The organism is Actinomadura viridis (genome assembly GCF_015751755.1).
GTDB classification, from domain to species: Bacteria; Actinomycetota; Actinomycetes; order Streptosporangiales; family Streptosporangiaceae; genus Spirillospora; species Spirillospora viridis.
On record NZ_JADOUA010000001.1, the window covers coordinates 8,019,107 to 8,031,801 of the forward strand.

12 protein-coding genes, 2 tRNA genes and 1 pseudogene are annotated in these 12,695 nt (G+C 68.6%); 7 read left to right on the plus strand and 8 right to left on the minus strand.

Going from position 1 to position 12,695, the window contains the following annotated elements:
- Nucleotides 1-149 precede the first annotated feature (149 nt).
- From IW256_RS36450 to IW256_RS36460, 3 genes are all read left to right on the plus strand, one after another.
- Entirely contained in the window at nt 150-1,406 is a 1,257-nt protein-coding gene (locus tag IW256_RS36450) for a serine hydrolase domain-containing protein (protein WP_197015282.1), read from the plus strand.
- Nucleotides 1,407-1,606: 200 nt separating this feature from the next.
- Complete coding sequence (locus IW256_RS36455; protein ID WP_197015283.1) at nt 1,607-1,981, plus strand: VOC family protein; 375 nt, start codon at nt 1,607-1,609, stop codon at nt 1,979-1,981.
- A 9-nt stretch (nt 1,982-1,990) separates the two neighbouring features.
- A complete protein-coding gene (locus IW256_RS36460) occupies nt 1,991-2,266 on the plus strand; it encodes a DUF1905 domain-containing protein (protein ID WP_197015284.1) in 276 nt (91 codons plus the stop codon).
- 234 nt (nt 2,267-2,500) lie between these two features.
- On the opposite strand, the gene IW256_RS36465 is transcribed toward IW256_RS36460, so the two are convergent.
- The 5 genes from IW256_RS36465 to IW256_RS36485 form a co-directional block, all read right to left on the minus strand.
- Nucleotides 2,501-2,565, minus strand: a tRNA-Glu gene (locus IW256_RS36465).
- 177 nt (nt 2,566-2,742) lie between these two features.
- Complete coding sequence (locus tag IW256_RS36470) at nt 2,743-3,987, minus strand: PP2C family protein-serine/threonine phosphatase (RefSeq protein ID WP_197015285.1); 1,245 nt, start codon at nt 3,985-3,987, stop codon at nt 2,743-2,745.
- A 797-nt stretch (nt 3,988-4,784) separates the two neighbouring features.
- Nucleotides 4,785-5,081 (minus strand): hypothetical protein, encoded by a 297-nt coding sequence (locus IW256_RS36475; protein ID WP_197015286.1) that lies wholly within the window; start codon nt 5,079-5,081, stop codon nt 4,785-4,787.
- Between the two features lie 109 nt (nt 5,082-5,190).
- Nucleotides 5,191-5,808, minus strand: a complete 618-nt coding sequence (locus IW256_RS36480) for a DUF5994 family protein (protein ID WP_197015287.1) — start codon at nt 5,806-5,808, stop codon at nt 5,191-5,193.
- A gap of 88 nt (nt 5,809-5,896) precedes the next feature.
- Nucleotides 5,897-6,079, minus strand: coding sequence for a hypothetical protein (locus IW256_RS36485; RefSeq protein ID WP_197015288.1), 183 nt, complete (start codon nt 6,077-6,079; stop codon nt 5,897-5,899).
- 694 nt (nt 6,080-6,773) lie between these two features.
- Between IW256_RS36485 and IW256_RS36490 the strand changes: the two genes are divergently transcribed.
- Together IW256_RS36490 and IW256_RS36495 are read left to right on the plus strand one after the other, a co-directional pair.
- Nucleotides 6,774-7,058 carry a hypothetical protein gene (locus tag IW256_RS36490; RefSeq protein WP_197015289.1) on the plus strand — a complete coding sequence of 95 codons (285 nt, stop codon included), beginning with the start codon at nt 6,774-6,776 and terminating at the stop codon, nt 7,056-7,058.
- A gap of 347 nt (nt 7,059-7,405) precedes the next feature.
- Nucleotides 7,406-7,801 carry a hypothetical protein gene (locus IW256_RS36495; protein ID WP_197015290.1) on the plus strand — a complete coding sequence of 132 codons (396 nt, stop codon included), beginning with the start codon at nt 7,406-7,408 and terminating at the stop codon, nt 7,799-7,801.
- 193 nt (nt 7,802-7,994) lie between these two features.
- On the opposite strand, the gene IW256_RS36500 is transcribed toward IW256_RS36495, so the two are convergent.
- On the minus strand, nt 7,995-8,321 hold the full coding sequence (locus IW256_RS36500) for a UBP-type zinc finger domain-containing protein (RefSeq protein ID WP_197015291.1): 327 nt from the start codon (nt 8,319-8,321) through the stop codon (nt 7,995-7,997).
- Between the two features lie 270 nt (nt 8,322-8,591).
- Between IW256_RS36500 and IW256_RS36505 the strand changes: the two genes are divergently transcribed.
- Nucleotides 8,592-9,545 carry a LysR family transcriptional regulator gene (locus IW256_RS36505; RefSeq protein ID WP_197015292.1) on the plus strand — a complete coding sequence of 318 codons (954 nt, stop codon included), beginning with the start codon at nt 8,592-8,594 and terminating at the stop codon, nt 9,543-9,545.
- A gap of 196 nt (nt 9,546-9,741) precedes the next feature.
- Here IW256_RS36505 and IW256_RS36510 read toward each other — a convergent pair.
- Nucleotides 9,742-9,806: transfer RNA gene (locus tag IW256_RS36510), tRNA-Lys, on the minus strand.
- 178 nt (nt 9,807-9,984) lie between these two features.
- On the opposite strand from IW256_RS36510, the pseudogene IW256_RS42980 reads away from it, so the two are divergent.
- A pseudogene (locus IW256_RS42980) lies at nt 9,985-11,100 on the plus strand (IS630 family transposase).
- Nucleotides 11,101-11,235: 135 nt separating this feature from the next.
- On the opposite strand, the gene IW256_RS36520 reads toward IW256_RS42980, so the two are convergent.
- The gene (locus tag IW256_RS36520) at nt 11,236-12,606 is read right to left on the minus strand and encodes an IS256 family transposase (protein WP_197011582.1); all 1,371 of its coding nucleotides are present in this window, start codon (nt 12,604-12,606) and stop codon (nt 11,236-11,238) included.
- Nucleotides 12,607-12,695: the final 89 nt, after the last annotated feature.

Sequence of the window (12,695 nt, forward strand, 5' to 3'; positions counted from 1 at the left end):
GTCCCCGCAGTCCTCGATGTCCGGGGACCGGGTGTATCGCGGGCATATCGAAAAGCGCATACGCCACCGCAACAGTTGCCCGTCTTGGGTGGAGACATGGTTCACAGCGCATCAACGGTCAGTGCGCCGATCAGAAAAGGAGCCTGATCATGGATTCGGATGCCGTAGGTGGCGTCGACCGGCGGCGGCTGCTGGGGTGGGGCGGGCTGGCGGCCGCCGGTGTGGTCGCGGCGGGCGCGCCGCTGGTGAGCGCCCGACCCGGCCGCGCCGACGCGGCCCCGGCCGACTCCGGCGTCCCGCCGGACACCCAGCCCGGCGGAGCCTACGACCGGTACGTGGCGAAGCTGGCCGCCGAGGGCAGGTTCTCCGGCGTGGTGTTGCTGTCGCACCGGGGCCGGACGGTGCTGTCGCGCAGCTACGGCATGGCCGACAAGGAGAAGGGGATCCCCAACGGCGAGAACACCGCGTTCAGCCTCAGCTCGGCGGGCAAGCCGTTCCACGCGATAGCCATCTTGCAGCTGGCGCAGCGGGGTCAGCTAAAGCTGTCGGACACGGTGGGCACTCACCTGAAGGGTTACGCCAAGGAGATCTCCGAGCAGGTCACCATCCACCACCTGCTCACCGGTACCTCCGGGATGAAGACTCCGGATGAGGACGTGCAACGCATCTTCCAGAGCCGGAAGGAGGTGCACGAGTTCTACGAGCAGTGGGCCCGGCAGGCGACGCCGGAGGCTCCTCCCGGCACACCCAGCAGCCACTCCGGCGCCGAGGTCGCCATCCCCGCGCAGATCATCGAAGCCGTGACCGGCACGACCTACTGGGACTACGTCCAAGAGAACATCTTCAAGCGCTGCGGCATGACGGGTTCGGGGTTCTACACCAGGCCGCAGTGGCTCACCGATCAGCACATCGCGCACCCCTACATGAGGCTGGCCGACGGCAGCCACGTGGACGCGGTCCGCAATCTGGACAAGGGCAGCCCAGACCCGTATGTACTGGGCAAGAACCCGGGCCGCGCCTTCATCGATGCCCCCGGGGACGGCGGCTTCGCCACCGCGCCGGATCTGGTCCGGTTCGCGCGTGCGCTGGGCGACGGCACAGTGCTGGACCGACACTACGCCGAACTGTTCACCGGACCCAAGATCCCCCTGGCCCCCGAGGGGGGCGGCGGCCTGGCCCGCCGGGCAGCCCCCGCCGACGCGTCGTTCGGGGCCTACCAGATGCCGGTCAGCCTCGTCAGCGGCCAGTGGGTGTGGAGCCGCGCCGGCGCCAACCCCGGTGTCGGCGCCAACTGGACCATCTACCCCGACACCGGCTGGGTCGGAGTCATCCTCACCAACCGCGACGGCGCGCCGCTGTGGGAGATCATCGAGCAGGAGACCCGGGCCGTCATCGGCCAAGGCTGACGCGTGGCCACCGCTGCCCGACACGCGTCCAGCCGGCTCCGGGTCTCGCGTTGACTCGCTCGAACATCCGGTGCCTTGCGCGGTGGTCAGCGGCCGGGATATCCGGGTGATTTCTTGGGACGGATCAGGGGGTGGAACGATGAGTTCTGCCGGGCCTGCTGGTCTTCATGGTTGAATCCACCACACCGGGGAGAGCACAGATGACTGAGCGCAACAAGGCGCGCATCACCGGCATCGGCACCGTCGCCGTTCCCGTCAGCGACCAGGACAAGGCCGTCGAGTTCTACGTCGGCCTCCTGGGACTGGAGAAGCGGATGGATGTTCCGCTGGAGCAGATCGGCGGGCGCTGGATCACCGTCGCCCCCGACGGGGCCGTGACCAGCATCGCGCTGGTCCCCGGCGAGTCCACCGGCGTCGACACCGGGATCAGGCTCAACGCCGACGACGTCCCGGCCGTCCACGCGCGCCTGGAGGAGCAGGGGGTCGACGTGGACGACCTGCTTCAGTGGCCTGGAGTGCCGCCCATGTTCACCCTTCGGGACCGTGACGGCAACGTCCTGGTGATCGTCGAATAGGAGCGCGCCATGACCGCACTGGACAAAGAGTTCACCGCGACGCTGGAGAAGAGCCCGCACAAGGGCGGCTGGACCTATGTGGTGATGCCCGGATCGGCCGAATACTTCGGCACCCGCGGGCTCGTGAAAATCCGAGGGACGATAGACGGTCATCCATTCCGGAGCTCCTTCATGGCGCTGGGCGACGGCACGCACAAGCTGCCCGTCAAGGCCGACGTACGCGAGCTGCTCGGAAAGGGGCCCGGCGACGAGGTCACCATCCACCTCGAGGAACGCATCAAGTGACACCGGAAGGCCTTCAGCCCCTACAAGCTGATACCGATCATCGCCGGACTCTTCAGCGGCCCGACGCCATCTCCACACCCGCGTCCGGCACGCCGCCAAGCAATACACCCGCGTCCGCCGCGCTCCAAGCCGACGGTCCGGCTCGGCGAAGTCCCGGAAACGGCGGAGGAGGCGCCCGCGGGGCTTGATCGTGCCGAAGCCGCCGCCGATCCGGCTGCACGACCTGCGGAAGGGTGGGTCGCGTGGGACTCGAACCCACAACCTACGGATTGAAAGTCCGGAGCTCTCGTATCAGAGCAGCGCTCTTAGTGTCACGCTGTACTGCTCTGTCCGCATCCAGCACCATCCCCGTGCCGCCCACTTTCGCGTGGTGCCGCCCCGTTTCAGAAGCGCCGAGCAGACAACGAGCCGACATGGCTCGCGGCAACGGCAGCGGAGCGGGTGGGGAACCTTGAGGACGCCACCGGCGCTTTCCGTCACAAGAGCGGTCTGGTGAGGTGATCGGCGCTGCCGCCGCGCCATTCGATGAGGAAGAGGCTGGCGTCGTCGCTGGTGATCCCGCCCCTTTCCCGTATGAGCGCGTGGGAGAGTTTCCGCGCCATCTGCTGAATGGTCGCGCTGGCGGGCCCGACGCGTTCGATGGTGGTGATCAAGCGCTCCTCGCCGAACAGCTCTCCGCCGGTCGTGTGCTCTTCGATGAGGCCGTCGGTGTAGGCCAGGACCCGGTCGCCGCGGCGGAGTTGTTCCCGGTTGATCCGGGGTGTCGAGCCGCCGAAGCCGACGGGCAGCGTGCCGGAGCCTTCCAGTGCTCCGATGACTTTGTGATCACGGATCAGCAACGGCGCCGGGTGGCCGGCGTTGACCCATTCCAGCCGGCCTGTCCCGATGTTCAGGCGCATCATCTGCGCGGTGACGAAATGGTCGGGACCGAACTGCTGGTCGATGGCGGTGTCCATGAACGCGTACAGCTCGGAGAGGTCGGCGTCGGAGCGTCTGGCGTGCCGGTAGGCGCCCACGGCGACGGTGGCCAGTACGGCGGCGTTCAGGCCGTGGCCCATCGCGTCGATCATGGCCATGTGCAGGATGTCGTCGTTGAGGGCGTAGTCGAGGCTGTCGCCGGCGATGTCGTAGGCGGGTTCCAGGATCCCGGCGACGGCGACCTGCGGCGTCGTCATGGTGAGCGGGGGCAGCAGTGACCACTGGATCTCCGCGGACACGCTCATCGGCTCGCGTCGTCGGGCCCGGAAGAACTGGTCGGTGTAGCTGTTCTTGGTCACCAGCATGTCGGCGACCAGCCCCGCGAGCCGTCGCAGCAGTCGGCGATCGTCACCGTTGACCCTGTCGAGGGTCAAGGCCATCACCCCGATCTCGTCGCTGCCGTCCAGAAGCGGCAGGAACATGCGCACACCATCGGTCTGCGGGTGTTCGACGATGCTCTCCGACAGGAACGCGCGCCCGGCCAGGGACCCCTCCAGCGGCAGTGGTTCACCGTCGGTGAGGCCGCGGCCTGGGAGCGGTACCAGTGAGATCTGGGCGTAGTCCTGCAAGAGGATCGAGACGTCCCGGCCGCCGATCGCGCGTACCTCCTCGGACACCAGCGGTGCGATGAGCTGGGGCGGCATCTCGTGCGCCCGGTCCAGCAACTGGCCCAGCAGCCGCTCGCCGAAGCCCTCGCTGCGATCCACGGCGTCCTCGGGCCTGATCGGTTCCCCCACAGCCATCTATCTCCCCCCGTCGGCACGTGATAACTCCGAGTATCCGGGAGTACTCGGTGCGCGGCAGGGCGGACGGCGGTCGGCGCTGGATCAGCGATCCCCTGCGAGTGCACCGTCATGGCCGATCAGGTCGCCGGTGCGGAGTGCGTGCGGCGGGTGATCCTGTGCCTGACCGATGAGTGAAGGGCCCGGGCCGTCCCAGTCGGCCGCTGGGACGTAGCACTCCCAGCAGGTGCTCGCGCAGTGCCGGCGCCGCGGCGGAGTCCAAGTCGCCGTGCAGCGCGACGATGGTGTGGCCGGGGCGCCGGGGCAGTGCTTCAGGGGAGGGGTCCAACCAGTTCGGCGCCCTTCGGTACGTGATGTCGCCGTCCGGCAGTGCCATCCGCCAGAGCGGTGGCTACTGACATCCACCACGCACGCCCCGGCCACCGCGACGGCGCGCCCACCCACGTGGTCGGCCTCCTCGACCGGTTCGGCGTTCCGGGCCTGCTCGGCGGGGCGCTTTTCCTTGGTGAACTCCAGTTCCGGGGGTGCGACCCGGAAGAACCTCGTCAGGTAGGCCAGGTAGGCGACGCCGAGCGCGAGCCAGGTGCCGGAGGCTCATGGTGGCGTGCCTCTCCCTCCTCGTTGCTGACCTCTGCCTGCCCGTTCGTCCCCGCAAGGTCCAGCGCGCCGGCATATGTGACGCCTGGCACCCCGCGTCCGTAGCGGCCGTGCGTGCGGGACGGGTCCGCCACACCACCGGGACACCGCACCAGTGGGCACCGTCCGGGCTGTGTCACCGAGAGCATGACCAGGTACACCTAGAGTGGTTCGCTGACCCAACGCCAGACATCACCGTCGTGATGCGCGCGGACCAGTTGCGCCCCGCTGGAGTCGGCGAGTTCGGCGACCGCCCGGATCAGCTGACGATGGAAGTCACCGGGTGGCCGGCTGCGTGACGAGCCTTCCAGGAAGGTCACACTGACTCTGGCCTCATCATGGAGCTGGGCGGTCAGCCGACCGGCCTCGTCAAGGCGGAGCATCACGATCGCATCAGCACGGACCAGGTCGCGGCCATCGTGGCCCGCTACCCATACCTCGGTCACCGTTACGCTCATGAGCCTCACTCCTCAGGGTTTGTCCGAGTCCTGTCGCTCCACATTCGCGGCCCGCGGCCGCGGAGACGTGCGATCCGGTCGAAATCGGCGAGCGGATCACCGTGATCGGTCAGGGCGCCGCCAGATGCTCTCGCAGCCGTCCGCCCTCGGTTTCCCAGGTGTCCTGTGGTTCTGAAGGGTCCGTTGATGTCACCTCCGGCCCGGTCGTGGCTGCCGGGCCGTTCGGTGTGATCGGTGTGAGGAGTGCGGCCGGCAGCTTGGGGGCGGGCAGGTGGTTGGTGTCGTGGGCGGCCAGCTCCAGGGCCGATCGTGCCGCCGCGTGGGAGGTGTAGGGCGGGACGGTGAGCAGGTCGACGCGGTGGCCGTCGGCGTAGAGCGCGGTGAGCAGCCCGGTGGGCAGGGTGTCGAACCAGCTCAGCCGCACCATCCGGGTGTCGGCCGGGCCGTCGACGCGCAGCCGGCGTGGCCGGCTGTCCCAATCGGCCACTCGCAGCATGACATGGGTGATGCGCCCGTGGTCATCGGCGGGCCCGTGGGCCTGCGGCCCGGCTTGCAGGGCCAGGATCAGCCCGGGCAGTTCGGCGACCGGGTCGGTCGAGCGGGGCCACCAGCCGCCGTCCAGCGGCGTCCGGGACGAGCCCGCGGGGCCCGGCGGGCGCATCCGCAGCCGGGATGTCGAGGGCGGCGAGAGGCTGATCGTTGCTCGTCGCTCGGTGATGGTGCGCATGGGGCACAGTCCCCTCTTCCGAGCCGCCGGGTGGCGGCTCGGAGCGATTGGCGATCGGGTGGCCGGCCGGAGGGACCGGTCGGGTGGATCAGCGGGGTCCCCGCGAATGCGGAGCGAGGCGATGAAGCCGGGTGAGCCACTCGGTTCCGGTCACCAGCGTGACCAGGATCGCGGCGGCCACCAGGGTCGTCAGCGCCATGCCCACTGCCATCGGCAGGCTGGCCAGGACCAGGAAGACGATGAACACGGTCAGCGCGGCCAGAGCGATCACAGCGGGCCAGACCTGGTCCGTCCAGGACGCCGGCCTGTCCGGGATTGCTCCGGGCCGGTCGGGTCGGCGAGCACGAGTGAGGATCGGCATGTGCATTCCCTTGCTGGGGTGAGCCGGTATGGCGGGTCACCCTCAGGGTGGGGATGTCGTCGTTGCCGGATACTTTTACTCTACTCCCAGAACTTCCGATATTGCGAAATATTCGAAGAAATTTATGGCTTTCGAGACGTGAATCCCGGCCGATTATCGGTGCGCGCAATCGACTTGCGAGGTTTCGCGGCACCCGCCCGGTCAGGGTTCCGCAAGCCTGGTGGCGCCAAGGCGCTCGGCCACCCGGCTCCCGAGGACCTGCGGGGCGGTGTTCACCGCTCACTTACGCGGCACCGTGACCGCAGTCGATGACTTCACCGCCACCGCGGGCCGAACCCCGCCGCACACCGCGCACCATTGCGCGGCAAGGGGCCACCTGCACCGCCTTCTACGGAGGCACCCGCATTCTCTGGGTGAATGTGAGGCGATCGGATTTGGTGATGGCCTTTGCGTAAATTGACGGTTTCCGAGGTCTCGCGGGTGGTCTTGGTTGGGAGGTGGGCAGCCACGGCTGGGGCGACTGCGCCGATATCACGGGGTCGTCCGCGCCTCCCGGGCGACGGACGGCTCCGGCCAGGAGCCGTTCAGTTCAGATGAGGGCCTCATGAGCACCGAGCATGTCACCGCGTCCCGGCCGAGCGAACGCGAGCGCCGTGGCGACGACCGCCTCGGCCCGGCCACCGATGGGCGAAGGCCCGACCATCGCGCTCGAACCCACCTGGCGCGGCCCTACGAGAACCGGCGCCACCAGTGGCGGCGGCGCCCGCCCCCTTCCCCCATGAGCGCCATCGACGGCCCCGCGGCCGGTGGGCCGGAAACCGGCCCGCCGTGGCGGGCCGGCGCGGCCGACCGGCGGCGAACCTGCGCGCGAAAGCGCGAGGACGGGTGACTCACCGATCCGTGGTGCACGCCGCAGCCGCAGAAGACCGTATCCCGTCCACCCTTTGTGGACCCGGGCAACACCGCACGCACCGCACCAGAAAGAGCCTGATGACCACCACGGACCGTGATCCGGCCAGCCGCAGCCCTACGACCAGCCCGAGCCGAGCCACCCCGGAACGGCAGCGAGTCACCTCACTCAGGGCCGCCGCCGCCCACGCCCTCCCAGCCGACCCCTTGCCGCCCACCGGTCTTCCCGCTCCCGCACCGGCGCAGGTACAGAAGGCGCGGGCCTACCTGACCCCTCGCTACGCCACCGGGGTGGACGAAGTCCTCTGGGAGGCCAGGGAACGGCCGATGCCCGACCACGACGCCATCGACGCGATCATCACCGCCTCCGTCCGAGCTCGACGAGGAGCAGCTGATCACCCCGACCTGGTGGAAGTCGCCGCGGCACTCGTGGTGCTGGGCGCGGTCCGCCTGAACCTGGACCAGACCGAGGCACGTCTGCTGAACACCGCGCAGGCCTCGGGAATGAGCTTCGATCAGATCGCCGCGATCTTCGGTCTCAGCGCCGAAGCAGCCCTGGAACGCTACCGGCGACTCAAACCCCGCCTGGACGTACCGGCCGCCCCACCGCCCCCGCCGCTACCCCGCCGCACCACCGTACGAGACGAACCCAGCCGGCTGCGGAGGCCGACCGTGGACCAGCCGATCTGGGACGAGCTGGACGACGAAGACTGGGGAACCTGAGCCCTCCCTAGAGTCACCACACGCCGCACGGCGATGGGCGACAGGACCGAAAGCGAGAAGCGGGCACCCGCCGATGATCTGGCCGCGGATCTTGCCGTGCGCGGCGGGCACATTCGACTGCGATTGCCCCTGGGGGAGGATGGGGAACTGGCCGGATCGGGCGTGCGCTGCGCTGAGAGCAGGCTCACTCTGGTCAGACGAGGCGCTGGCGGACACAACACCAACGCCAGCGCGATCCGGTTTCCACGCCGGCGACGAGCGGGGGGTCGGTCTCCCGGTAGTGCGCTCGGGCGCGCTGGTCGGGTGAGTCGTCGGAACAAGCCATCCAGCCGCGGGTCCAGCAGACCCGCGAGTCCGTCCAGATGTCGCCGCGGGCTTGACACTCCGGGCATTCGTTCGATCGCGAGGTGACGGGCACCAGCCCGTCGAGGTGCTCATAGTGCGGCGCCGATCCGTTCGGGCTGATCGGGGGCATGTTCAAGCACATGTTCTGATCGGTTCTCTTGCGGCCGGCGCCCATGTGCGGCCCCTTTCCCATCACTCGAACGAACGACCCGGCTTGGATCCTTGTCTCTCAGACAACTCCGTCGAGGCCGCGGGGGAGACGGCCAAGCCGAGCACGGCCCATCATCAGGGCTGATCGCCTCGGGTGGATCCTACGAGCCTTCCTGCGATCCGGGTGGGGAAGTAGGATCGCCAATGCGCCCCTGTGCATCCGGGTTCGGCCATCTGCCGGGTCCCCGGATGGGGGAAATCCTGGTACCAGCGGGGACGGGTGTGGTGGCAGGGGGTGGCGAGTGTGGAGCTGCGCCAGCTGCGCTACTTCGTGACCCTGTCCGAAGAACTGCACTTCGGCCGGGCGGCCGCCCGCGAGCACATCGTGCAGTCGGCGTTGAGCCAGCAGGTGCAGCGGCTGGAGCGTGAGCTGGGGGTTCGACTGCTGGAACGCAGCACCCACCATGTAGCCCTGACGACCGCCGGGGCGTTGTTCCTGGTCGAGGCGCGGCAGATACTGGCCCAGGTGGACCGGGCCGCCCAGGTGGCCCGGAGCGCGGTCGGTGCCTCTCCGACGCTGCGGGTCGGGATCATCGACCCCAGCTATGACTCGATGCCGCAGATCCTGCACGAGGTTCAGGCCCGCTTCCCCGATCTGGTCATCCACCAGGTCGAGGCGGGGGTGCCCGAGCAGTACCAGCAACTGGTCGACGGGCGCCTGGACGTCGGGATCGGCCGGGCCTCGCTCGCCCCCGCCGCGATCGCCTCTCACCTGTTCCGCCACGACCCTCTCGGGGTGCTGATCCCGCGCGGTCACCGGTTCGCCGACCTGGAGGCGGTGCCCGTCGCCGCGCTCGCCCAGGAGCCGCTGCTGCTCGCCGAAGAGGCCCAGGCGCCGGAGTTCAACCAGTTCACCGTGGAGATGTGCCGGGCGGCCGGCTTCACTCCCGCCGTGTACGCGGGAACTGTGGAGAGCATTCGCGCGGCCGCCGATCTGGTCGCCCAGGGACGCTGCCTGTACTGCGTGCCGTCCTCCTGCCTCACGGCGATGGCCGGGACCATCTGGCGTCCGCTCACCCAGCCGGCCTCCTATTACCCCTGGTCGGTTCTCTGGCGAGCCGGTGACGACTCCGACCACGTGGCGGCCATCGTCGGCTGCGCGCGAGCGATGTCCCAGAGGCTGGGCTGGCTGGCCACCGCCGATCGGGCGGCGGAGCGGCGGGGGCCCCTCGAAGCACCGCGCCGGTGAGCACCGAATCCGGGCGACGCTACGTACCGCTCTCCACGCCGCGCTTCGCCGGGGCCTGATCTCCGAGAATCCAGCCGCGCGCATGGAGTTGCCGCCCGCCCGGCGTCCGCGCGCGGTCGTGTGGACTGCGGAACAAACGAAACGGGACGGAACGGGTCATAGCGGGCATTCTCGTTTTTGCCCTGGTCAAGGTGGGTGGGTCGCGTGGGACTCGAACCCACAACCTACGGATTAAAAGTCCGGAGCTCTCGTATCAGAGCGGTGCTCTCACTGTTGGACAGTACCAGTCCGTCCACATCCAGCACCATCTCTATGTCGCTAGTGCGGTGACCACGAACGTTCACCGTGTTGGGGTGACACGCCGGGCCGGGTCCGGGATGTGAGAGTTGATCGGCCCCACCCTCGATGACGACAGGGTTGTCGAGAGGGAGGCGGGCTGGTGGCAGAACCGGTCAGAGCACGGCGGTTGACCCAGGACGAGGGACGCCGGCTGCTGCAGATCATCCGGCGGGGCAAGCACGAGTCGATCCGGGTCCGCCGGGCGATGATCATCCAGGCGTCGGCGGCCGGGACACCGGCCCCGGCCATCGCCCGCCTGGTCGCCGCCCACGAAGACACCGTCCGCGACGTGATCCACGACTTCAACCAGCGGGGACTGGCCTGCCTGGACCCTAATTGGGCGGGAGGCCGTCCCCGCCGCATCTCGGGCGATGACATCGCGTTCATCATCCAGACGGCCACCACGCGCCCGGCCAAGCTCGGCCGGCCGTTCACCTGCTGGAGCATCCGCAAACTCGCCGACCACCTCGCCGGCCACAGCGACCGCAAGATCCGGATCGGACGCGAGCGGCTGAGGCAGCTCCTGCACGAGCACGGAGTCACCTTCCAGCGCACCCGCACCTGGAAGACCTCCAACGATCCCGACTTCGACGCCAAGCTGGACCGCATCGAGGAGGTCACGACCCGCTTCACCGACCGGTGCTTCGCCTTCGACCAGTTCGGACCGCTGTCGATCCGGCCCTGCCACGGCACCGGCTGGGCCGAGCAGGGCCGGCCTGACCGGCTGCCGGCGACCTACCGACGCACCCACGGAGTCCGCTACTCCGGGCGGGCGGCGCGGATGGATTTCAGCGCCGCCAGGGTGTTGGCGCCGCTCTTGCGGCGGCGGGTGACGCCCCACAGGGTGTCGTCGCCGAGCGAGTAGCAGCCGTGCGGCGCCCCCATCTACGTGATCCTGGACAACCTGTCGGCCAACAAGACCCCGCAGATCAGAGCGTGGGCGACCCGCAACAACGTCGAGCTGTGCCTCACCCCCACCTACGCCTCGTGGGCCAACCCGATCGAAGCGCAGTTCGGGCCACTGCGCACCTTCGTCATGGGCAACTCCAACCATCCCAACCACACCGTTTTGGCGCGGGAGATCCAGGCCTACCTGCGCTGGCGCAACGCCAACGCCCGACACCCCGACGTGCTGGCCGCCCAACGCCGCGAACGCGCCCGAGTCCGCAGCGAACGCAGGCAACGCTGGGGACGCCCCCGACCCAAGGCAGCATGACCACACCCGGCGAACGTTCGTGGTCACCGCACTAGCCACAGTGAACGAACACCAACACCTGTTCCTTGGGTCGGCCGGGGGGAGCTTGTAACTTCAGGTGTGGAAAGGTCTTGCAGGTGGTAGGTGTAGTCCGCTTTACCTGATGCGTCCTGGATAGGCGATGGCGAGTTCGTTGAGTGCTTCGCGCCATCCGGCGACGCGTTGCCCTTCGACGAGGCGGGCGGGCTGGAAGGCGTGCTTGTCGCCGTTGTCGCGTTTGGCGGCGCGTTCGCGGGCTCTTTTGTCCTCGATGTTGACGATGGCCAGCCACAGCAGCTTGACCACGGCGTCGTCGGTCGGGAAGTGCCCTCTGGCCTTGGTGACCTTGCGCAACTGGTAGTTCAGCGACTCGATCCCGTTGGTGGTGTAGAGCAGCTTGCGGACCGGTGCGGTGAAGGCGAAGTAGGGCGTGAACCGGTCCCAGGCGTCCTCGAATACCTTCACCGCCTGCGGATACTTGCGGCCGAGGTCGGTGCCGGCGAACTCGGCGAGGGCCTCCAGTGCGGCGTCTGCGTCCACCGCGGTGTAGACCTTCTTCAGCTCCTTGGCCACCGCGCCGGCGTCCCTGCGGGCGACCGGCCGCAGCGCATTTCTGATCAAATGAACCACGCACGTCTGCACGACCGTGGCCGGGAACGCGGCGTTGATGGCGTCCTCGAAGCCTTTCAGGCCGTCGCAGCAGGCGATCAGGATGTCGCGGACCCCGCGGTTGCGCAGATCGGCCATCACCGAGGCCCAGAACCGCGCACTCTCGGCGGCGGTGGCCGACTCGGCCGGCGTCCGCGCGAGCCAGATGCCCAGCACGTGCTTCTCCCCGTCGGTGTCGACGCCGACCGCGATGTAGGCGGGTTTGTTGGTCACGACGTTGTTGTCGCGCACCTTGACCACGATGGCGTCCAGGAACACCACGGCATAGGTGGGGTCCAGCGGACGCGTCTGCCAGGCTTTGACCTCGTCCATCACCTGGTCGGTGATCCGGGAGACCTGCTCGTGCGAGAGGTCGGTGCCATAGACCTGCTTGAGGTGGTGCAGGATGTCGCGCACGCTCATGCCGTGGGCGTACAGGCTGATGATCATGTCGTCCAGGCCGCCGGCGACCCTCCCGGCCCGTTTGGGCACCAGCACCGGCTCGAACGATCCGGCCCGGTCCCGCGGCACGCTGATGCGCACCGGCCCGACCCCGGTCTGCACCGTCTTGCCCTTCCCCCGGCCGTTGCGGGAGTTGCCGGAGTTGTTCCCGGACGCATCGTGCCTGCCATAGCCCAGGTGAGCGGTCAGCTCGCCTTCCAGCGCGCGTTCCAGCACCGCCTTGACCAGCTGCCCGAGCATCGACCCCTCACCGGTCAGCCGCAACTGCCCGGCCTCGTCCTTCGACCGCTCCAGCAGGACATCCAGCACATCATCACTCAGCAGCTCACGAATCGACGCGTCCCCGTCGACGCTCTCATTCCCCTTGATCACGGTCACGGCTTCGAATCCCCCCGAATTCGATGGATGATCTACTCGGCTTCTGATCTACCCATCAAGATCATTTCCACGCCTCAAGAGATACCCCC

Coding starts and splice junctions, on each gene's coding strand:
- IW256_RS36450 (WP_197015282.1), top strand. CDS start 150: ATGGATTCGGATGCCGTAGGTGGCGTCGACCGGCGGCGGCTGCTGGGG.
- IW256_RS36455 (WP_197015283.1), top strand. CDS start 1,607: ATGACTGAGCGCAACAAGGCGCGCATCACCGGCATCGGCACCGTCGCC.
- IW256_RS36460 (WP_197015284.1), top strand. CDS start 1,991: ATGACCGCACTGGACAAAGAGTTCACCGCGACGCTGGAGAAGAGCCCG.
- IW256_RS36470 (WP_197015285.1), bottom strand. CDS start 3,987: ATGGCTGTGGGGGAACCGATCAGGCCCGAGGACGCCGTGGATCGCAGC.
- IW256_RS36475 (WP_197015286.1), bottom strand. CDS start 5,081: ATGAGCGTAACGGTGACCGAGGTATGGGTAGCGGGCCACGATGGCCGC.
- IW256_RS36480 (WP_197015287.1), bottom strand. CDS start 5,808: ATGCGCACCATCACCGAGCGACGAGCAACGATCAGCCTCTCGCCGCCC.
- IW256_RS36490 (WP_197015289.1), top strand. CDS start 6,774: ATGAGCACCGAGCATGTCACCGCGTCCCGGCCGAGCGAACGCGAGCGC.
- IW256_RS36495 (WP_197015290.1), top strand. CDS start 7,406: ATGCCCGACCACGACGCCATCGACGCGATCATCACCGCCTCCGTCCGA.
- IW256_RS36500 (WP_197015291.1), bottom strand. CDS start 8,321: ATGGGCGCCGGCCGCAAGAGAACCGATCAGAACATGTGCTTGAACATG.